19 protein-coding genes and 1 pseudogene are annotated in these 19,365 nt (G+C 70.4%); 9 read left to right on the forward strand and 11 right to left on the reverse strand.

The window, feature by feature from the left end:
- Positions 1 to 1,108, forward strand: a 1,108-nt coding sequence (locus tag DY218_RS21190; RefSeq protein ID WP_128557689.1) for a sulfite oxidase, incomplete at its 5' end; no start/stop codon positions are given.
- A gap of 84 nt (positions 1,109 to 1,192) precedes the next feature.
- Here the strand turns inward: DY218_RS21190 and DY218_RS21195 are convergent.
- Positions 1,193 to 2,311, reverse strand: a complete 1,119-nt coding sequence (locus DY218_RS21195; RefSeq protein WP_128557690.1) for an NHL repeat-containing protein — start codon at positions 2,309 to 2,311, stop codon at positions 1,193 to 1,195.
- Positions 2,312 to 2,585: 274 nt separating this feature from the next.
- On the opposite strand from DY218_RS21195, the gene DY218_RS21200 reads away from it, so the two are divergent.
- Together DY218_RS21200 and DY218_RS21205 are read left to right on the forward strand one after the other, a co-directional pair.
- Positions 2,586 to 3,242, forward strand: coding sequence for a hypothetical protein (locus tag DY218_RS21200; protein WP_128557691.1), 657 nt, complete (start codon positions 2,586 to 2,588; stop codon positions 3,240 to 3,242).
- 93 nt (positions 3,243 to 3,335) lie between these two features.
- Complete coding sequence (locus DY218_RS21205; RefSeq protein ID WP_128557692.1) at positions 3,336 to 3,758, forward strand: acyl-CoA thioesterase; 423 nt, start codon at positions 3,336 to 3,338, stop codon at positions 3,756 to 3,758.
- A gap of 138 nt (positions 3,759 to 3,896) precedes the next feature.
- On the opposite strand, the gene DY218_RS21210 is transcribed toward DY218_RS21205, so the two are convergent.
- The 7 genes from DY218_RS21210 to DY218_RS21240 all read right to left on the reverse strand — a co-directional run bounded on the left by DY218_RS21210 (position 3,897) and on the right by DY218_RS21240 (position 9,989).
- Positions 3,897 to 5,249 (reverse strand): nucleobase:cation symporter-2 family protein, encoded by a 1,353-nt coding sequence (locus tag DY218_RS21210; RefSeq protein ID WP_128557721.1) that lies wholly within the window; start codon positions 5,247 to 5,249, stop codon positions 3,897 to 3,899.
- Positions 5,250 to 5,672: 423 nt separating this feature from the next.
- Positions 5,673 to 7,049, reverse strand: a complete 1,377-nt coding sequence (locus DY218_RS21215; protein ID WP_128557693.1) for an 8-oxoguanine deaminase — start codon at positions 7,047 to 7,049, stop codon at positions 5,673 to 5,675.
- 290 nt (positions 7,050 to 7,339) lie between these two features.
- Positions 7,340 to 8,263, reverse strand: a complete 924-nt coding sequence (pucL, locus tag DY218_RS21220; RefSeq protein WP_128557694.1) for a factor-independent urate hydroxylase — start codon at positions 8,261 to 8,263, stop codon at positions 7,340 to 7,342.
- A 5-nt stretch (positions 8,264 to 8,268) separates the two neighbouring features.
- Positions 8,269 to 8,664, reverse strand: a complete 396-nt coding sequence (gene uraH / locus DY218_RS21225) for a hydroxyisourate hydrolase (protein ID WP_128557695.1) — start codon at positions 8,662 to 8,664, stop codon at positions 8,269 to 8,271.
- The gene (gene uraD / locus DY218_RS21230; protein ID WP_128557696.1) at positions 8,661 to 9,176 is read right to left on the reverse strand and encodes a 2-oxo-4-hydroxy-4-carboxy-5-ureidoimidazoline decarboxylase; all 516 of its coding nucleotides are present in this window, start codon (positions 9,174 to 9,176) and stop codon (positions 8,661 to 8,663) included. Before uraD ends, uraH begins: the two co-directional genes overlap by 4 nt.
- A gap of 166 nt (positions 9,177 to 9,342) precedes the next feature.
- The gene (locus tag DY218_RS21235) at positions 9,343 to 9,720 is read right to left on the reverse strand and encodes a helix-turn-helix domain-containing protein (protein ID WP_128557697.1); all 378 of its coding nucleotides are present in this window, start codon (positions 9,718 to 9,720) and stop codon (positions 9,343 to 9,345) included.
- The gene (locus DY218_RS21240) at positions 9,717 to 9,989 is read right to left on the reverse strand and encodes a hypothetical protein (protein ID WP_128557698.1); all 273 of its coding nucleotides are present in this window, start codon (positions 9,987 to 9,989) and stop codon (positions 9,717 to 9,719) included. Before DY218_RS21240 ends, DY218_RS21235 begins: the two co-directional genes overlap by 4 nt.
- Positions 9,990 to 10,160: 171 nt before the next feature.
- On the opposite strand from DY218_RS21240, the gene DY218_RS21245 reads away from it, so the two are divergent.
- From DY218_RS21245 to DY218_RS21255, 3 genes are all read left to right on the forward strand, one after another.
- Complete coding sequence (locus DY218_RS21245; protein ID WP_128557699.1) at positions 10,161 to 11,009, forward strand: TIM barrel protein; 849 nt, start codon at positions 10,161 to 10,163, stop codon at positions 11,007 to 11,009.
- A gap of 91 nt (positions 11,010 to 11,100) precedes the next feature.
- Positions 11,101 to 11,997 carry a 2-hydroxy-3-oxopropionate reductase gene (locus DY218_RS21250; RefSeq protein WP_128557700.1) on the forward strand — a complete coding sequence of 299 codons (897 nt, stop codon included), beginning with the start codon at positions 11,101 to 11,103 and terminating at the stop codon, positions 11,995 to 11,997.
- Between the two features lie 296 nt (positions 11,998 to 12,293).
- Positions 12,294 to 13,751: a catalase gene (locus DY218_RS21255; protein ID WP_128557722.1), complete on the forward strand. Its 1,458-nt coding sequence runs from the start codon at positions 12,294 to 12,296 to the stop codon at positions 13,749 to 13,751.
- Positions 13,752 to 14,074: 323 nt separating this feature from the next.
- On the opposite strand, the gene DY218_RS21260 is transcribed toward DY218_RS21255, so the two are convergent.
- A partial coding sequence (locus DY218_RS21260) for a LysR substrate-binding domain-containing protein (protein WP_233521765.1) occupies positions 14,075 to 14,857 on the reverse strand: 783 nt, incomplete at its 5' end.
- 1 nt (position 14,858) lies between these two features.
- Positions 14,859 to 15,031: pseudogene (locus DY218_RS35325) on the reverse strand (helix-turn-helix domain-containing protein); the annotation flags it as partial.
- Positions 15,032 to 15,138: 107 nt separating this feature from the next.
- On the opposite strand from DY218_RS35325, the gene DY218_RS21265 reads away from it, so the two are divergent.
- Together DY218_RS21265 and DY218_RS21270 are read left to right on the forward strand one after the other, a co-directional pair.
- Positions 15,139 to 15,423, forward strand: coding sequence for a hypothetical protein (locus DY218_RS21265; RefSeq protein ID WP_128557702.1), 285 nt, complete (start codon positions 15,139 to 15,141; stop codon positions 15,421 to 15,423).
- A gap of 63 nt (positions 15,424 to 15,486) precedes the next feature.
- Positions 15,487 to 16,353, forward strand: a complete 867-nt coding sequence (locus tag DY218_RS21270; protein ID WP_128557703.1) for an AraC family transcriptional regulator — start codon at positions 15,487 to 15,489, stop codon at positions 16,351 to 16,353.
- A gap of 172 nt (positions 16,354 to 16,525) precedes the next feature.
- On the opposite strand, the gene gcl is transcribed toward DY218_RS21270, so the two are convergent.
- Entirely contained in the window at positions 16,526 to 18,304 is a 1,779-nt protein-coding gene (gene gcl / locus DY218_RS21275) for a glyoxylate carboligase (RefSeq protein ID WP_199566817.1), read from the reverse strand.
- A 332-nt stretch (positions 18,305 to 18,636) separates the two neighbouring features.
- On the opposite strand from gcl, the gene DY218_RS21280 reads away from it, so the two are divergent.
- Positions 18,637 to 19,350 carry a hypothetical protein gene (locus DY218_RS21280; protein WP_128557705.1) on the forward strand — a complete coding sequence of 238 codons (714 nt, stop codon included), beginning with the start codon at positions 18,637 to 18,639 and terminating at the stop codon, positions 19,348 to 19,350.
- Positions 19,351 to 19,365 lie beyond the last annotated feature (15 nt).

A 19,365-nucleotide genomic window follows, 5' to 3' on the forward strand; every position in this document is an offset into this window, starting at 1 on the left:
GCGGGCAGCACCCGGGGCGGCTACCCTCGGGACCGTGAAGCCGCTGCCCGAGGAATGGTTCAGGGTCCACGGCACCAATGCTGAGACCCGCTTCGAGGCGCTCCGCGGCACCGGGCGGCACACGCCCGTCGAGCGGTTCTTCGTCCGCAATCACACCTCGACTCCCCTGATCGACAAGGACAGTTGGAGTCTGCGGGTATGGGGAAGCGGGCTGCGTCGGCCGGCAGGGCGGGAGTTCTCCTACGACGAGCTGCGGCGTCTGCCGTCGGTGACGATCAGTGCGCTCGTGGAGTGCGCGGGGAACGGGCGCAGTTACTTCGACACCCAGCAGGGCGAGCCCGCCTCCGGCACCTCCTGGCGGCTCGGCGCGGTCGGCAGCGCCCGCTGGCGCGGCGCCAGGCTCGCGGACGTACTGCGGCTCGCCGGGGTACGCCGGGACGCCGTGGACGTGCAGCCGCGGGGCCTGGACGCCGATTACGTGACCGACGACGGCACGAACCTCGGGCGGGTGCGACGCCCGCTGCCGGTCGAAAAGGCCCTGGACGACGTGGTGTTGGCGTACGAGATGAACGGCGAGCCGCTGCCCGCCGACCACGGGCATCCGGTCCGGGTCCTGGTGCCGTCCTGGGTGGGCATCGCCTCGGTGAAGTGGGTCGGTGACATCGAGGTGTCCGCCGAGCCGCTGTACTCGCCCTGGAACACCGACTTCTACCGGCTGTTCGGCGATGCGTATCCGCCCGAGGGCAGTGCGCCGCTGACCCGGCAGACCGTGAAGAGCGCCTTCGAGGTGGCCGAGGGGCAGGAGTTCACCGCCGACCGCACCCATGTCCTGAGCGGCCGGTCGTGGTCGGGCGGCGGGCGGGTGACATCGGTCGAGGTGAGCACGGACGGCGGCGCGAGCTGGCGGCCCGCGCGCCTGCGGGATGCGCCGCGGCCCGACAACTGGGTGCGCTGGACGGTGACTTGGCGGCCGCGGCGGGCCGGCTCGACGCAGCTCCTGGCACGGGCGACCGACTCCCGCGGAGTGCGCCAGCCGGACCGTACCGTCCCCAATGATCAGGGCTATCTCTTCGACGCCGTGGTGCGGCATCCCGTCAGCGTGGTGTGAGCGTCCCCCGGGGTGCGGCGCGGTGGCAGAGCGCTGCACCCCGGGGCGTGCCCGGTGGCGGTCGGGTCAGGCGTGGTGCTCGGGTCAGGCGTGGTGCTCGATGCGCAGCTGGGCCGGGGGCTGGGCGTAGAACGAGGTGGTGCCGACCGCCCAGTGGCCGCCCTGGGGTCCCGGGATGCGGGTCAGGCCGGTGGGCAGGAAGGTGGTCTCGGTCTCGGGTCCGCGTTCACCGACCCACTCCGTGCCGTTCCAGCGCAGATAGTGGGCGCGCGGCTGGTCCCAGAAGTCCCAGCCGGGTATCAGTTCGGGCTGCCCCTGCTCGTCGGCGACGATGCCGCTCAGCATGCCGATGCTGAACGGGGCCGCCACATCGGTCCACTCCTCTCCGTTCCAGCGCTCGAAGTCGATGGCGGGCGGTTTGCCGGGCGGGCCTCCGGGGCTGTAGCCGTAGCCGGTCAGCCAGATGTCGTCGTGGGTCATCGGCAGCAGTCCGGTGACGGTGGCGAGCAGGCCCGGGTTGCGCGGGATCACCGTCCAGTCGCCGTCCCAGCGGGCGATGACCTCGCCGTACACCCAGACTTCGCCGCCGGGTGTCACACGGACGCCCGACGGTGCCGGGACCGCGTCGCCGGGGATCGGCGGGGTCCACTGCCAGGAGCCGCCGGCCGGGCGGTGCAGCAGTCCTGCCTGTTCGCCGTTCCGGCCGGACGCCCACAGGGTGCCGTCGGCGGCGAGCGCGACGTCGGTGAGTCTCGTACCGGCCTCTCCCTGGCCGGGGTACGACTCCTCCTGCCAGGTGCTGCCGCCCCAGCCGAAGAGGCGGTAGGCGCCGTCGGCGTCGGCTCCGACCGTCCAGGCCTGGTCGGTGTTCCCGGCGACGGCGTGCAGATAGGCGAGTCCCTCGATGTGGCCGAGGCCGGTCTCGGTCCAGGCGGTGCCGTCCCAGCTGTGGGCGACGGGACGGCCGGAACCCACCTGCAGTTCCTGCGCGCCGACCGCCCAGGCGAGCGCGGGTCCGGCGGCGGCCACTGCGTAGAAGCGGGCGGCCGGTTCCGCGGGCGGTACGGCGACCTCCTGCCAGCCTTCCGCCGCGGGGCGGCCGGCGGCGGTGGCGCGGGGTGCGGCGTGGGCGGCGGACGCGGGGACGAGGGCGGCGGACGCCGCGACTCCGGCCAGGCCCGACATGAAGTGACGTCTTCGCAACTCCGGTCCTCTCTGCGGTGGTTCACGGATCTGGTGCGATTCACGGATCTGGTGCGGTTCACGGGCGAAAGCACCACGATGGCCCGGTTCCCGCTGCGCGGCTACGCACGGAAGTGAGCAATTTGCGCTGCTACGCCGGGGCGGCGGCCCGTACGCCGTGCGGCGGACGCGCGCCCGGGGGCCGTTGTCAGAGGTGGCGGGCACCATGGGGAGCAGGTCGCAGGAGCGGCCTCCCCGCAGGGGCCGCGGGGCGGAGGTGAGAGGTGGCGTGGTGATGAGCGGGCGGGCGAGCGCGGTGCAGCGGCGCGTCATTCTGGACGCGGAGCCGGTGACGGGCCGGCTGTCGGGGACGCCCGGCCAGCTGGAGGGCCTGGTCTCGCGGGGGCTCGCGTTCCGGCATGCGCGGCCGCCGCGCGCGTACTTCCTGACACCGGCGGGTCATCGATTCCGGGAGGAGCTCCGGGGCGCCGCCGAGCCACCGCCGGCTCCCGTGGACGGCGCCGGTTCGCGGGTGTTCGCCGCGCGCACCGGGGCGCCGGGCGAGGCCGTGGCCACGCCCGGCCGGGCGCGTGAAGTGCACAGTGCCTGGCAGGGGTTGCTGGAGCTGCGGCGTATGACGCATCGGGACGGCTCGACCGATCGGCCCTGCGCCTGGGAGCGCAGCCATCTGGTGCAGGCGGCCGCACTCGCGCTCGAGGCGGCGGGCTGCCGGCCGGCGAGCGACTCGGAGGGCGGGTACCGGGTCGGGGAGACTCCGCAGCCCGAGGCGGTCGCCGTACGTCTGATACCCGGCGGCGCCGGCGGGGCGGAGGCGCCCGACGGCGCCCTCGAGGCCTGCGCCCGTGCCCTGGAGGCCGCGGGATGGCAGGTCGGCACCCATACCGAGCGCGGCGGCGGGCGCTGCGTGCTGGCCTCGCCCCGCCGTGTCTGACCGGCGCGGGCCGCCCGGAATGCCGTACGGGCGGGGCCTGTTGGAGATCAGCACGACACAAGATCAGCACGACACGTTCGTCGAAGGGGAAGCATGTCCGAGCCATTCACGGTGCCCGTGACCGTCCGCGGCTATGAGACCGATGTGCAGGGTCACCTGAATCAGGCGGTGTATCTGCAGTACGCGGAGCACGCCCGCTGGTCGCTCCTGCGGGCGGCCGGGATCCGGCAGAACGATCTGGTGGACAAGGGCGTCGGACCGGTCGTCCTGGAGACCACGATCCGGTACCGGCGTGAGCTGCTGGCCGGGGACGAGGTCGAGGTGAGCTGCGCCTTCGTCTGGGGCACGGGGAAATCGTTCGGCGTCGAGCAGACGATCCGCAAGGCGGACGGCACGGTGGCGGCCGAGGTGTCCGCGGTCGGCGGCCTGCTGGACCTCGCGGCCCGCCGCCTGGTGGCGGATCCGGCGGGGCACTTCCGCGCCCTGGCCTCGAATCCGGACCTGTTCGGCCCCTGAGTCGCCCTGCCAGGGGGCGCCCGTACCGGCAGACGTACGGGACGGACACCCGCAGTCGTACGGGACGGGCACAGGCACCCCACGTGCCGTGTCCGCCCCGTACGGGCCCATGGTGATCAGTCGCGCACCACAGGTGCCTCAGTGGACCGGCGCCGCCGCCTTCTCGGCACGCGGCTCGGCCAGGTCCTCGCCCGCTTCCATCGGATGCGTGACGTCCTCGGCGTCCTTGCCCTTGCCGATGTGGTTGAAGACCAGGTTGAGCACCACGGCCGCGACACAGCCGGTGGAGATACCGGAGTCCAGGATGATCATCGCGGTCTCGGGGAAGGCGTGGTAGAACTCCGGCGCGGCGATCGGGATCAGGCCTACGGCGAGCGACACGGCCACGATGAGGACGTTGTTGTCCTTCTCCAGGCCGGCCTTGGCGAGGGTCTGGATACCACTGGCGGCGACCGAGCCGAACAGCACGACACCGGCGCCGCCGAGAACCGGCCGCGGCACCGTCGCGATCAGCGAGGCGGCGATCGGGCACAGGCCCATCAGGACGAGGAAGCCACCGCCGACGGCGACGACGAAACGGCTGCGGATCTTCGTCATCGCGACCAGGCCGATGTTCTGCGCGAAGGCGCTGCACATGAAGCCGTTGAAGAAGGGGGAGATGGCCGAGCCCAGGGTGTCGGCGCGCAGGCCGCCCGCGATGGTCTTCTCGTCGGCGGGCTTGTCGACGATCTCGCCGAGGGCCAGCATGTCCGCGGTCGACTCGGTCATCGACACGACCATGACGACACACATGGAGATGATCGCGGCGGCGGCGAACTGCGGGGCACCGAAGTGGAAGGGCGTCGGGAAGCCGACGATGCTCGCCTCACCGACCGCGCTGAAGTCCGTGACGCCGAACGGGACGGCGATGACGGTGCCGATGATCAGTCCGAGCAGTACGGCGATCTGCTTGACGAACCCGCTGGTGAAGCGGCGTATCAACAGCACGATCACCAGGGTGATGCCGGCCAGCGCCAGGTACTTGGTCGATCCGTAGTCCTTCGCGGCGGGGTCCGGTCCCTGTGCCCAGCCGAAGGCGACGGGCATCAGGGAGACACCGATCAGGGTGATCACCGAGCCGGTGACGACCGGCGGGAAGAAGCGGATCAGCTTCGAGAAGAAGGGTGCGGCCAGGAATCCGAGGAGTCCCGCGACGATGATCGCGCCGAAGATGATCGGCAGCGCGTCGTCCTTGTCCTTGGTCTGGTCGACGATGGCGAGCATCGGGGCGACGCCGGCGAAGGTGACGCCGTTGACGAACGGAAGCCGGGCGCCGATCTTCCAGATGCCGAGGGTCTGCAGGAAGGTCGCGAGGCCCGCGGTGAGCAGGCTCGCACCGGTGAGGAAGGTGAGTTCCTTCGCGGAGAGCCCGACGGCCGCTCCGACGATCAGGGGCGGGGCGACGACACCCGCGTACATCGCGGCCACGTGCTGCAGGCCGCTGGTCATCATCTTCAGGGGAGGGAGCGTCTCGTCGACCGGGTGCTTGGTCGGCTTCTGGTCGCGGACGTTTCCGTCCTCTGGCACGGCGACTGCTTTTCGAACCCTGGGCGTTGCTGCCACGGCGGTTCCTCCGGTCGGTTTGCGCGTCGCCAGCGACGCGGTGTCATGGAGGTCGTTCGGACGGGCGCACTTGGTGGGTGCGGGTGGTGCTCTCGCGGGTCGGGTCGGTCGGATGGGGAGGGGGAGAGGTGGTGGCGGCGAGTGCGGTCGCTCGGTGCTGCGGGTGGTGCGGCTCGTACGGGTGGGACGTGGACGGTCCACCGGCCGGTGGACGCGGACCGAGGCCCGCGTCCACCGATCGCGGCTGCCGTGGATCCCGCTCGGATCCACGGCTCCGGCTGAGGGCCGTCCCCCTCTGCCGGACGTCTGGGGTCAGGTTCCGGCGGCGATACGGGCGAGGCGCTGGGCCTCGTCGCGCGCGGACCTGGCGATACGGTCCTCGTCGGCGGTCAGCAGTCGGTCGTGCTCGACGATCTGCCGTCCGTCGACGAAGGAGGCGGTGACCGGCGCGGGGGCGCCGAAGACCAGGGCGGTGACCGGGTCCGCGATGGTGGAGTGGCCGAGGCCGTCCACCTTCCACAGGACCAGGTCGGCGAGCTTGCCGGCCTCCACGGAGCCGGTCTGGTCGCCCCGGCCGAGGACCCGGGCGCCGCCGTGGGTGCCGAGGCGCAGCGCCTGTCGGGCGTTCAGGGCGGCCTCTCGGTGGGCGCCGAGCCGGTTGATGAGCAGGGCGTTGCGCAGTTCCGTGTGGAGTTCGCCGGACTCGTTGGACGCGGTGCCGTCCACGCCGAGGCCGACGGGGACGCCCGCGGCGAGCATGTCGGGCACCCGGGCGATGCCGGCGGCGAGGCGCGCGTTGGAAGAGGGGCAGTGCGCGACCCCGGTGCCGGTGCGGGCGAAGGCCGCGATGTCGGCGTCGTTCATGTGCACGCAGTGCGCCATCCACACGTCGTCACCGAGCCAGCCGGTGGACTCGAAGTACGCGGTCGGGCCCATGCCGAACCGCTCGTGGCAGAACTTCTCCTCCTCCACCGTCTCCGAGCCGTGAGTGTGCAGGCGTACGCCCTTGGCGCGGGCCAACTCGGCGCCCTGCCTGAGGAGTTCGGTGGAGACGGAGAACGGGCTGCAGGGTGCGACGGCGACCTGCGTCATCGCGCCGAAGGAGGCGTCGTGGTGCTTGTCGACGGTGTCGGCGGTCGCGGCGAGCGCGCCGTCGAGGGTCTCGACGGCGAAGTCCGGCGGCAGTCCACCGTCCTTCTCGCTCAGGTCCATGGAGCCGCGCGCGAGCGTGAAGCGTACGCCCAGGTCGCGGGCGGCGCCGATGATCGCGCCGGAGAGGTCGCCGGAGCCCTGCGGGAAGACGTAGTGGTGGTCCATGGCGGTGGTGACTCCGCCGCGGGCCATCATCGCGAGGGATCCCTCGGCGGCGGCCCTGACCATCGGCTCGTCGATGCGCGCCCAGGTGGGGTAGAGGGCGACGAGCCAGTCGAAGAGATTGTGGTCGGTGGCGAGGCCGCGGGTGATCCACTGGTAGAAGTGGTGGTGCGTGTTGACCAGGCCCGGGGTGAGCAGGTGGCCGGTGCCGTCGATGCGGCGGGTCACGTTCTGCAGGCCCTCGGGGGCCGGTCCCGCGCCCACCGACTCGATGCGGTTGTCCGCCACGACCACGTGCCCGGAGGCGTATTCGGTGTCGTGGGCGTCCACCGTCGCGATGGCGCAGTTCTCGATGACGATGCGCGAAGCCGCCATGGCGGTTCCTCGTTCCTCTCACGGGTGGGGTGGCACCCGGATGCGTACGGACTCGGGGGTCGAGCGGGGTGACGACCGAGTCCGTGTGCGCGGGCGGAGACCTGAACGACCTTCGCCTGCGCGGGTGTTGCGCAGATGCCCCCGCTCCCCTCCTGTCCCCCGGGGTGCGAATTCCGGGGCAGACGCCGGCGCATGCGCGTCGGAGGTTGCAGGCGGCCGGCCCTGCGGGGGCAGGGCCGGCGCACTGACACGTGGTCAGTTCACCTACGGGTGCTACGGGTTGGCCGGTACTACAGGTTGGTCATGTCGAGCGGGATCCGCGGCTCGATGCCGTCCCGCAGGACGGTCGCCTCGATCAGGCCGTAGGGCCGGTCCGCGGCGTAGTACACCTCGTTGTCGTTCTTCAGGCCGAACGGCTCGAGGTCCACCAGGAAGTGGTGCTTGTTCGGGAGCGAGAAGCGGACCTCGTCGATCTCCGAACGGTGGTTGATGATGCGCGAACCCATCTGGTACAGGGTCTGCTGCAGGGACAGGGAGTACGTCTCGGCGAAGGCCTGCAGCATGTGCTTCTTGACCTGCTCGTAGGACTTCTCCCAGTTGGGCATCCGCTGCTCGTCGTCGGTCCAGTTGAACCGCCAGCGGCCCGACACCTGGGTGGCCAGGATGCGGTCGTACGCCTCCTGCAGGGTCGTGTACTTGTCCTTGATGTAGCCCCAGAACTCCGAGTTGGTGGAGTTCATGACGATGAGGTCCTTGAGGCCGGAGATGACCTCCCAGTTCTCACCGTCGTAGGTGATCTGGGTGACCCGGGTCTCCTGGCCCTTGCGGACGAAGGAGTGCTTGACCTCGTCGGAGCCGATGAACTTGGAGTTGGCGTCCGAGGTCTCGATGCGCTCCCAGGCGTACTCCTCGATGCGGATGCGCGCCTGGTGGATCGGCTCCTGGCTGGACACGAAGTGCCGGGCGAGGTGGATGCCGAACTGCTCGGCCGACTCGATGCCGTACTCCTTGGCGAACGCGTACACCGTGTTCTTGGTGGTGTCGGTCGGCAGGCAGTGCGCGTTGGAGCCGGAGTAGTGGACGTCGTCGAGGTCGCCGGAGAGGGCGACGGAGACGTTCAGGTCCTTGATGTGGTGGGTGTCGCCGTCCCGCGTGATCTTGACGACGCGGTTCTCTGCTTTGCCGTACTGGTTCTGGCCGAGAATCGTGGGCATGTCTGCTAGCTCCCTCGGTATACGGAGTAGCCGAACGGGTTGAGCAGCAGCGGTACGTGGTAGTGCTCGCCCGGCACGACGGCGAATGTGATCGCCACCTCCGGGAAGAACGCACCGCTGTCCCGATTCGCGGGGGCGTCCTGCTGCGCCTCGGCTTGCTGGTCGTTCCTGGTCAGGAAGTACGTCTCGGTCGCGAAGTCGAGACGTACGTGGGTGGTGCCCACCGGCAGGGCCGGCAGGTCCTTGCAACGCCCGTCGGCATCGGTGGCCGAGCCACCGAGGTCCACGAACTCACCGGCGCCGCTGCGCGCGGAGAGCTGCACCGGGACGCCTTCGGCCGGGCGGCCGAGGCTGGTGTCCAGGATGTGGGTGGACACGGAGGCGGTCGTGTCGGTGCTCATGCGTCGCTTCCTTCTTCCACGAGACGGGTGAGCCGGATCCGGTTGATCTTGCCCAGTTCGGTGCGGACGATCTCCCGCTCCGCTCCGGGCTCGTTGCCGATCCGGTCCTTGAGACGGCCGAGCATGAACTCGGCCGTCGCGCCGGTCGCGCAGATCAGGAAGACGTGTCCGAACTTCTCCTGGTAGGCCAGGTTCAGTTCGAGCAGTTCCTGCTTGAGCTCCTCGGAGGCGCCTGCCATGCCGCGCTGTTCACGGGCCGACGTCGGGTCGCCCGGCTTGGGGCGGCCGATCGGCGGGTGTCCCGCCATCGCCTCCTCGAGGTCCTCGACGGCGAGTTCGGCCATGGCGGCGTCGCTCGCGGTGAAGAGGGCATCGACGGTGGCGTAGGGGCGCTGGGCGAGCAGTTTGCTCCCCCAGACGGAACTGGCGCACACCTCGGTCAGTTCCGCAGCGAGTGCGGACTCCTCCAGGGTGTTGAACCGGGCGAGGCCCGGTGTGGTGCTCGACGTCACGGGAGCCTCCGTGGCTGTGCTGGACGGGCTGCGAATAGCTAAGACCTTCCACAACACCGCGTCAACAGTTTGTTGAAATCATTTGAACAAAGGAGCCGCCGCCCGGCGATCCGGGCGACGGCTCCTTCACTACGCGTGAGTACGCGTGTGCCCAAGGAGGCGGAAGTTACTCTCCCTTGGCCGCGTTTTCCCTGTTCAGGTAGTTGTAGACGGTGAAACGGGACACTCCGAGCGCGCCGGCGACGGTCTCCACCCCATGCCGTACGGCAAAGGCGCCGCGGCCCTCGAGTATCCGGACGACCTCCTGCTTGGACTTGCGGTCGAGCTCGGCGAGCGGTCTGCCGTGCCGGCGCTCGAGGGCAAGCAGGATGCGGTCCAGGGAGTCCGCGAGCTGCGGCAGTCGGACAGCGACCAGTTCCTCGCCCTCCCAGTTGAGGACCACATCCTCGCCGGAGGCCTCCGCGGGCGGGATCAGCTCACCGCCCATCGCGTCGACCAGCGGCTTCACCGCGGCGGTGAACGGGTGGTCCCTGGGCTCGGTCACCGCTCCCCCTCCGCAGCTCCGGTCGTTTCTTCGCCGATCACATTGACCTGCAGCGAGACCCGGGTCGCGCCGGCCGCGAGCGATCTGCGCAGCAGGGCGTCCACCGCGGTCAGCACCTCGTCGGCGCGCCCCTCGGCCGTATTGCCGAACGGGCCGACATCGACGGCGTCCAGGTCGGCAGTCTGCACGACCTCGCGGGCGACCACCGCATGGGGCGGGGCCTCGTCGAGGTCGAAGGGCTCGGTCGTGAACTCCACTCGCAATCGCACGCCGTCAACCTACTGGGCAGGCCCGGCCGACGCCTCAGCCGGAGCCGATTTCTGCCCCGCTTCCGTCCGGCCCTCTTGACAAGCACGAACGCCGGACGGCAATCTTCCATCAAGTAGAAAGTAACTTCCGCAATACGGAAGCTCGCGACACGGAAGGAGCGCCCACCCCTCATGGGCTTCACGGACCAGCGCTTCAATGTCAACCTGTCGATCCTCTACACCGAGCTCCCGCTCCTGGAGCGCCCCGCGGCCGCCGCGGCGGCCGGCTTCACGGCGGTCGAGCTGTGGTGGCCCTGGGTCGACTCCCCCACCCCCGAGCAGTCCGAGCTCGACGCCCTGAAGTCGGCGATCGAGGACGCGGGCGTCCAGCTCACCGGCCTCAACTTCTACGCCGGACAGCTGCCGGGCCCGGACCGCGGTGCGCTCAGCATCCCGGGCGAGGAGTCGGAGAAGTTCCGCGCCAACCTCAAGCCGGCCGCCGACTTCGCCGCCTCGCTCGGCTGCAAGGCGCTCAACGCGCTCTACGGCAACCGCGTCGACGGCGTGGACCCGGCCGAGCAGGACAAGCTCGCCCTGGAGAACCTGCAGCTCGCCGCCCGCGAGGCCGACCGTATCGGCGCGATCCTGCTGATCGAGGCGCTCAATGCGCCCGAGTCGCCGAAGTGCCCGATCGTGAGCGCCCCGAAGGCGATCGAGATCGTGGACGCGGTGAACGCCGCCACCGGGCTCGGCAACGCCAAGTTCCTCATGGATCTGTACCACCTGTCCATGAACGGCGAGAACGCCGACGGTCTGGCGCAGATCATCGACACGTACACCGACAAGACCGGGCACGTGCAGATCGCCGACAACCCCGGCCGCGGCGCCCCCGGCACCGGCGACCTGCCCCTGGAGTCCCTCCTCGACCGCCTGAAGAAGGCCGGCTACGAGGGCTACGTGGGCCTGGAGTACAAGCCCGGCGACAAGCCGAGCACCGAGGCCTTCGGCTGGCTCCCGGCCGGAGCCCGCGCGGCGCGCTGACTCCCGAGCACGCCACTCAACTTCGCAGTACAGCAGTCAGGCCCCGAGGGACCGACGCGTCCCGGAGGACCACAGCAAGAAAGGCACCCTCATGAGCACCCTCCCGAAGATCGCCTGGATCGGCCTCGGCATCATGGGCTCCCCCATGTCCGAGAACCTGATCAAGGCGGGTTACGACGTCACCGGCTTCACCCTGGAGCAGGACAAGCTGGACCGCCTGGCCGCCGCCGGCGGCACCGCGGCGAAGTCGATCGCCGAGGCCGTCAAGGACGCCGACGTGGTCGTCACGATGGTGCCCGCCTCTCCGCAGGTCGAGGCCATCGCGTACGGCCCGGACGGCATCCTGGAGAACGCGAAGTCCGGCGCCCTGATCGTCGACATGTCCTCGATCACCCCGCAGACCTCCGTCGACCTGGCCAAGAACGCCAAGGAGAAGGGCATCCGCGTCATCGACGCGCCCGTCTCCGGCGGCGAGGCCGGTGCCATCGAGGCCGTCCTGTCCATCATGGTCGGCGGCGAGCAGGCCGACTTCGACGAGGCCAAGCCCCTGCTCGAGGCGCTCGGCAAGACCATCGTCCTGTGCGGCCCGCACGGCTCCGGCCAGACGGTGAAGGCCGCCAACCAGCTGATCGTCGCGGTCAACATCCAGGCCTGCGCCGAGGCCGTGGTCTTCCTGGAGAAGTCCGGCGTGGACCTGACGGCCGCGCTCGACGTCCTCAACGGCGGCCTGGCCGGCTCCACGGTCCTGACCCGCAAGAAGGACAACTTCCTCAACCGGGACTTCAAGCCCGGTTTCCGGATCGACCTGCACCACAAGGACATGGGCATCGTCACCGACGCCGCCCGCAATGTCGGCGCCTCGCTGCCCGTCGGCGCCGTGGTGGCCCAGCTCGTCGCCTCGCTGCGCGCGCAGGGTGACGGCGGCCTCGACCACTCGGCGCTGCTGCGCTCGGTCGAGCGTCTGTCCGGCGAGAAGCCGGCCGCCTGAGCCTCGGGCACCCGTACTTCCCGGGCCGGAGTTGTCCGTCAACTCCGGCCCGGTGAACCCCACTTCCGGTCGGCGGCGGCGCTGACACCTGTCCTGTCGCGCCCTGGCGCCGCCGCCGTCCGGATGTCACCGCACCCCGAGCCGTACCGCCGCACAGGCCCGTACGCAGGCCCGATGCCCGGGGCTCGCAATTCTTCAACAAACTGTTGACGTTCGGTTCAGGCCGAACTTACGCTCCACATGGCGGAAACAGGTTTCCGCTCAGCAGCTCCCGCATGGAAGGTCAACCCGACATCATGGCGCAGCGCGTGCTTACGACCGAGTCCGGTGCTCCGGTCGCCGACAATCAGAACTCCGCCACCGCCGGCGTCGGTGGCCCGATCCTGCTGCAGGACCAGCACCTCCTCGAGAAGCTCGCGCGCTTCAACCGCGAGCGCATCCCGGAGCGTGTCGTGCACGCACGCGGCTCCGGTGCCTACGGCTACTTCGAGGTGACCGACGACGTCACCGGCTACACCTCCGCGAACTTCCTCGGCGAGGTCGGCAAGCGCACCGAGCTGTTCCTGCGCTTCTCCACCGTCGCCGACAACCTGGGCGGCGCGGACGCGGTCCGCGACCCGCGCGGCTTCGCGGTGAAGTTCTACACCGAAGAGGGCAACTACGACCTCGTCGGCAACAACACCCCGGTGTTCTTCATCAAGGACCCGATCAAGTTCCCCGACTTCATCCACTCCCAGAAGCGCGACCCCTTCACGGGCAAGCAGGAGCCGGACAACGTCTGGGACTTCTGGGCGCACGCCCCCGAGGCCACGCACCAGATCACCTGGCTGATGGGCGACCGCGGCATCCCCGCCTCGTACCGCCACATGAACGGCTACGGCTCGCACACGTACCAGTGGACGAACGCCCAGGGCGAGTCCTTCTTCGTCAAGTACCACTTCAAGACGAACCAGGGCATCCGCTCGCTCTCCGCCGAGCAGGGCGCCGAGCTGGCCGGCCAGGACCCGAACTCGCACCAGACGGACCTGCTGCAGGCCATCGAGCGCGGCGTGAACCCGTCCTGGACGCTCTACGTGCAGGTCATGCCGGCCGCCGAGGCCGCGGACTACCGCTTCAACCCGTTCGACCTCACCAAGGTGTGGCCGCACAGCGACTACCCGCTGCAGCGGGTCGGCCGACTGGTCCTGGACCGCAACCCGGACAACGTCTTCGCCGAGGTGGAGCAGGCCGCGTTCTCCCCGAACAACTTCGTGCCGGGCATCGGTCCGTCCCCCGACAAGATGCTGCAGGGCCGCCTCTTCGCCTACGCGGACGCGCACCGCTACCGCCTGGGTGTCAACCACACCCAGCTCGCGGTGAACGCCCCGCGCGCCACCGAGGCGAACAACTACGGCCGCGACGGCCTGATGGCCTCCAACTCGCAGGGCCGCGGCGCGAAGAACTACGAGCCCAACTCGTACGACGGCCCGGCCGAGACCGGTCAGGCGCTGGTCTCGCCGCTCGCGGTGCAGGGTCACACCGGCACCCACGAGGCGCCGGCGCACACCAAGGACGACGACTTCTTCCAGGCCGGCGAGCTGTACCGGTTGATGGGCGAGGACGAGAAGCAGCGCCTGGTGGCGAACATCGCGGGCGGCCTCTCGCAGGTCTCGCGCGACGACGTCATCGAGAAGAACCTGGCCCACTTCCACGCCGCCGACGCCGACTACGGCAAGCGCGTCGAGGAAGCCGTCCGCGCCCTGCGCGAGGACTGAGCGGCTGCCCGGCGACGGGGAGCAACTCACAGGCAGCGCCCGGGACCTGACGGGAGGTCGGGGATTCCGGGCGCCTGCCCGCACCGAGGGCCCGAATGAGGGGTGGCCCGAGGTGCGGGCAGTCCGCTCCGGCGGACGCGGGGGTGCGCGAACACCCCCTGGCATGGGACCGCGACGGCGTGCGAGCCAGTGCGGTGGTGAAGCCGACGGTGTCTCCCCCGGCCTGAGGGGGCGGCGCGGAAGGTCATCGCACCCGCCGCGGTCCCGGCACGAACCCCGAAGGCGCGGCGTACGGACGGTCCCGTACGCCGCGCCTTCGGCGTTCAGCCGTAGCTGTGCTCGTGCGCCCGGCTGCGGTCGAGGGCGTCCACCGCCGCCGCGATCGCCGGGTGCTGTGCGCTGCCCGCCCGTACCACCCGCACCAGCCTGCGCGAGGGCAGCTGTTCCCCCGTCAACGGCATGCGTACGACCGGGAGATCGGACGGGATCCGTACCAGACGGGGGATCAGCGTCACCCCGAGACCGAGGCCCACCAGGGTCGCCCGTAGCGGGAAGTCACGGGCCTGGTGGGCGATGGTGGGCAGGAAACCGGCGGCCTCGCACGCGGCCAGGTCGAGCCGGCGGCAGGAGGTCGTCGGCGGCCCCACGATCCATGGCTCGTCCGCGAGGTCGGCGAGCTCCACCGCCGCCGCGCCCGCGAGCCGATGGTCCCGGTGCGTGAGGATGTCGTACGGGTCGTCGAACAGCGCCTGGTGATCGAAGCGGACGTCGCTCGGCGCCGGCGCCGTCGGCGAGGAGTCGACGACGACCAGATCGGCGTCCCCGGCGAAGAGCAGGTCGTAGCAGTCCGGCGGCTCGGCCTCGCGCAGCTCCACGGTGAGCTGGGGCCACTCGGACTGCAGTCGCGCCACCATCGGCGCGAGCAGCGTGCAGCCGGCGGTGGGGAACCCGGCGACCCGCAGCACGCCACTGGGCACCGAGGAGTGCGCGGCGTGCAGCTCGCTCTCGGCCTCCTGCCAGTACTGCTCGATGTGATCGGCGTGCCGCAGCAGACCGCGGGCGGCCGGTGTGAGGCGGACCCGGCGTCCGTGCGGCTCGAGGAGTTCNAGGCGGACCCGGCGTCCGTGCGGCTCGAGGAGTTCGACGCCCAACTCCTTTGCCAGGCGCCGAATTTGCTGCGAGGCCGCCGAGGGGGTCATGTGGACGACCTCGGCGGCCGCGGTCACCGTTCCACAGCGGGAGACGGCCCGCAGGACGGCCAGACGTCGCAAATCAATCATGAAGCTGTTGTACACGAATTCGCGCAGATATCGAACCTGGATATACATGGTCGAGCACGTGAAGCTGGCAGGGACGGACCCGCCCCACCCGAAAGGAACGCCGCCCCATGCCCGCAGCATCCGCCCAGCCCCCCGAACCCGCGGCCGCCGCCTGCCCGTACTGCGGCTGGCCCGACGGAGAGCCCGCCCCGGCGGTCGTCTCCGAGCACCGCACCGCCCGCGGCCTCACGGTGTGGACCCGCTGCTGGTGCGGCTCGCTGCAGGTCCGCCAGCTCACGGCGGCCGGCATCCGGGTCTCCGCGCGCGGCCGGCCTGCCGAGCCCCGACCCGCCGCCTCCGCCCGACCGGAGCGGGCACAGGATGTCGGGTCGTGCAGGCTTGGTCCTTCCTAGCGTTGGTGACGCACCGCAGCAGTGGTGCGGTACGGAAGTCGAGCAGTACGGAAGGAGACCGGGGTGCTGGACCGGCTCAACCAGGCCATGGACCACATCGAGGAGCACCTCGGCGACCGGATCGAGGCAGCGGACCTGGCGCGGATCGCGTGGACGTCGGAGTACCACCTGCGGCGGCTGTTCTCCGCACTCGCGGGGATGCCGCTGTCCGAGTACATCCGGCGCAGGCGCCTCACGGTGGCCGGCGCGGAGGTCCTGTCGGGCGAGCGGACGCTCCTGGAGATCGCGGTGCGGTACGGCTACACGTCGGCGGAGGCGTTCACCCGGGCGTTCCGCCAGCTGCACGGGGTCTCGCCCGGCGAGGCCCGGCGGTCCGGTGCGAGCCTCAGCTCGCAGCCCCGGATGTCCTTCCGTCTCACCATCGAAGGGAGCAGCAGCATGCGGTATCGCGTGGCGGAGCGGGACGAGTTCCGGATGGTCGGACGGGGCACCCGAGTGCCTCTCGTGCACGAGGGCATGAATCCGGCGATCGTCGATTTCATCCGGAGCATCGGCAGGGCGAACCTGGACCGCCTGGAGGAGCTGTCGGACGGCGAACCCGGCGGAGTCCTGGCCGCGGTCGAGAACCTCTCCGGCGGACGTGAGGAGGGCACCGAACTCGACTACTTCCACGGTGCGGTGACGACTCGGGCGGCGCCCGAGGACATGGAGACGCTGGTCGTTCCCGCGGGCACGTGGGCGGTCTTCGAGGCCTCCGGCGAGTTCCCGCAGGCGGTGCAGTACCTGTGGCGGGACATCTTCACGCAGTGGTTCCCGTCCAACCCGTACGAACTGCGGCCGGGCCCCGAGCTGTCCCGCACCACCGTCTCGGAGGACGGCACGTACGCGGACGGGGAGATCTGGATCCCTGTGGTGCGCACGGGCGGCTGATGCCGAGGACGTAGCCGGACCCGTCAGGCCGGCAGAAAGGCCTCCGCGCCGGACTCGTACGAGGATCCGGCGCGGAGGCCTTCGTGGCTGTCGCCGACCGGGATGCGGAGGGTCCCGGTGGCCGGTTCGAGGGCCCGGCCACCGGGCGCCGCCCGGTCGGCAGCGTGGTGGATCAGACCTTCAGGGGCCTGATCGCGGTCGGGGCGTGACCGGGCTCGGTGGCGATCTCCTCGAACTCCTTCACCGCGCTGATGTCCGCGGTCGGGCTCATCGCGATGTTGGTGATGCGCTCCAGGATCGCCTCGACGACGACCGGGACCCGGTGCTCCTGGGCCAGCTTCTTGGCCTGCTCGAAGGCGGTGGCGAGCTCGGCGGGGTCGGTGACGCGGATCGCCTTGCAGCCGAGGCCCTCGGCGACCTTGACGTGGTCGACGCCGTAGACACCGAGCTCGGGGCTGTTCTGGTTCTCGAACTCCAGGTTGACCTGGAAGTTGATGTCCAGACCGATCTGCGCCTGCCGGATGAGGCCCAAGTAGGCGTTGTTCACCAGGACATGGACGTACGGGATGCGGTGCTGGGCACCGACCGCCAGCTCCTCGATCATGAACTGGAAGTCGTAGTCGCCGGAGAGCGCGACGACCGGGGACTCCGGGTCGGCCTTGGCGACGCCGAGCGCGGCCGGGATGGTCCAGCCGAGCGGGCCGGCCTGGCCGCAGTTGATCCAGTGCCGCGGCTTGTAGACGTGCAGCATCTGGGCGCCGGCGATCTGCGAGAGGCCGATCGTGGTGACGTAGCGGGTGTCCGGGCCGAAGGCCTTGTTCATCTCCTCGTACACGCGCTGCGGCTTCATCGGGATGTTGTCGAAGTGCGTGCGGCGCTGGAGGGTCTCCTTGCGCTCCAGGTGCGAGGCGATCCACGCGGAGCGGTCGGGGAGCTTGCCCGCGGCCTTGAGTTCGCGGGCGACCTCGACGAAGAGCTCGAGCGCGGCCTTGGCGTCGGAGGTGATGCCGTAGTCCGGGGCGAAGATCTTGCCGATCTGGGTGGGCTCGATGTCGACGTGCACGAACTTGCGGCCCTCGGTGTAGACGCCGAGGTTGTAGCCGGTGTGGCGGTTGGCCCAGCGGTTGCCGATGCCGAGCACGAAGTCCGACTCGAGGAACGTGGCGTTGCCGTAGCGGTGGCCGGTCTGCTGGCCGACCATGCCGGCGTTCAGCTCGTGGTCGTCCGCGATGGTGCCCCAGCCCATCAGGGTGGGCACCACCGGCGTGCCGGTGAGCTCGGCGAACTCGACGAGCAGGTCGCTGGCGTCGGCGTTGATGATGCCGCCGCCCGCGATGATCAGCGGGCGCTCGGACTCGAGCAGGAAGCCGATGGCCTTCTCGACCTGGGCGCGGGTGGCAGCCGGCTTGTAGACCGGCAGCGGCTCGTACGTGTCCGGGTCGAAGTCGATCTCGGTCTGCTGGACGTCGATCGGCAGGTCGATCAGGACCGGGCCCGGGCGGCCGGAGCGCATCAGGTGGAAGGCCTGCTGGAAGACGCCCGGGACCTGGGCGGCCTCAAGCACGGTGACGGCCATCTTGCTGACCGGCTTGGCGATCGAGGCGATGTCGACGGCCTGGAAGTCCTCCTTGGCCAGGAGGTGGCTCGGGGCCTGGCCGGTGATGCACAGGATCGGGATCGAGTCACCGATCGCGGAGTACAGACCGGTGATCATGTCGGTGCCGGCCGGGCCCGAAGTACCGATGCACACACCGATGTTGCCGGGGTTGGTGCGGGTGTAGCCCTCGGCCATGTGCGAGGCGCCCTCGACGTGCCTGGCGAGCGTGTGGTCGATGCCACCGCCCTCCTTGAGCGCCTTGTAGAAGGGGTTGATCGCGGCGCCCGGCACTCCGAACGCGTTGGTCACGCCTTCCCGCTTGAGGATCTCCACTGCCGCGCGGGCGGCTGTCATTCGGGGCATCGGGTACTCCTGCGTGGCCGTCGGACTGATGACTCTGTGCTGCTGAATCTGTGCTGCGTGACTCCGCGCCGTGTGACTCTGCGCCGCGAATCTCGCGACTTCCACTATGTGAAAGTTATGTTCTGCGATACGGAAGCAATGTAAGAGCAGGTCGAGCGGGCCGTCAAGAGTGCAGGGGCGGAACGTCCGCAACTTCGGGCGCCGGCCCCGCTCGACGTGCCGAAGTCCCTCCACAGAACTTCGCTCGTGATGGACGATGGGGGTACGCAGCAGCCGAGCCGGTCGTGCGGCCGGCCGCAGAGCCAGAGGGGGGCCGCAGAGCCATGACAGAGAGCGTTCCGGTGCGCTGCCCCGAATGCCGCCGCGAACATCTCTACGCACCGCCGAGCTTCCCCTGCAGCTGCGGGACCCCGGTGACACCGCCGCTGCTGCGCGGGGCCGGAGCCGTCCCGATCGAGCAGCGCACCTGGGCCGACGAATGGGTGTCGGTACGCTGCCCCGGCTGCGGCCGCCAGGACCAGTGGCCGCAGCCCGAGCTCGGCTGCTCCTGCGGTACGGCCCTGCGTATCCCGGTGAAGTCGGTGGCGACCGGCCCGCCGCCCGCACAGACTGTGCTGCCGCCGCACATCCCGCTGCCACCGACGGCCCCGGCGCCCCGTCCGGCGTTCCACCCCGTGACGATCCGTACCGCCCGCGACGCGGTGACGGCCGCGGCCCTCTATCTGAAGTGGCTCGGCTACCGCGAGGTACGCAGCACGGAACCGCGCGAGGACTCGGCGACGGGCCTGCGCGCGCCGGGTCTCGTCGCCCAGGTCGAGCCGTCCACCCGACCCGCGACCGTCCGGGACGTCGAATGCCTCTGGCTGAGCAGCCTCTCGGCCTCGGCGACCGGCGTGTACTTCACCCTGGCCGGCTACACCGACGAGGCCCGCGTGCGCGCCGACACCCTCACGGTCCCCCTCTTCGTCCTCGACCTCACGGGCACCCCGCAGCCGGTCAACAGCCCGGCGGACGAGCTGGTGACGACGGGGGCGTAGGGCGCGAAGCTTCCG

This window comes from Streptomyces triticagri (assembly GCF_003429565.1).
Lineage (GTDB): Bacteria > Actinomycetota > Actinomycetes > Streptomycetales > Streptomycetaceae > Streptomyces > Streptomyces triticagri.

Excerpts from the sequence above, each read along its gene's own strand:
- DY218_RS21265 (WP_128557702.1), top strand. The coding sequence starts at position 15,139 with ATGCCCGCAGCATCCGCCCAGCCCCCCGAACCCGCGGCCGCCGCCTGC.
- DY218_RS21215 (WP_128557693.1), bottom strand. The coding sequence starts at position 7,049 with ATGGCGGCTTCGCGCATCGTCATCGAGAACTGCGCCATCGCGACGGTG.
- pucL (WP_128557694.1), bottom strand. The coding sequence starts at position 8,263 with ATGCCCACGATTCTCGGCCAGAACCAGTACGGCAAAGCAGAGAACCGC.
- DY218_RS21205 (WP_128557692.1), top strand. The coding sequence starts at position 3,336 with ATGTCCGAGCCATTCACGGTGCCCGTGACCGTCCGCGGCTATGAGACC.
- DY218_RS21200 (WP_128557691.1), top strand. The coding sequence starts at position 2,586 with ATGAGCGGGCGGGCGAGCGCGGTGCAGCGGCGCGTCATTCTGGACGCG.
- DY218_RS21210 (WP_128557721.1), bottom strand. The coding sequence starts at position 5,249 with ATGATGACCAGCGGCCTGCAGCACGTGGCCGCGATGTACGCGGGTGTC.
- DY218_RS21280 (WP_128557705.1), top strand. The coding sequence starts at position 18,637 with ATGACAGAGAGCGTTCCGGTGCGCTGCCCCGAATGCCGCCGCGAACAT.
- uraH (WP_128557695.1), bottom strand. The coding sequence starts at position 8,664 with ATGAGCACCGACACGACCGCCTCCGTGTCCACCCACATCCTGGACACC.
- DY218_RS21245 (WP_128557699.1), top strand. The coding sequence starts at position 10,161 with ATGGGCTTCACGGACCAGCGCTTCAATGTCAACCTGTCGATCCTCTAC.
- DY218_RS21255 (WP_128557722.1), top strand. The coding sequence starts at position 12,294 with ATGGCGCAGCGCGTGCTTACGACCGAGTCCGGTGCTCCGGTCGCCGAC.
- gcl (WP_199566817.1), bottom strand. The coding sequence starts at position 18,304 with ATGACAGCCGCCCGCGCGGCAGTGGAGATCCTCAAGCGGGAAGGCGTG.
- DY218_RS21250 (WP_128557700.1), top strand. The coding sequence starts at position 11,101 with ATGAGCACCCTCCCGAAGATCGCCTGGATCGGCCTCGGCATCATGGGC.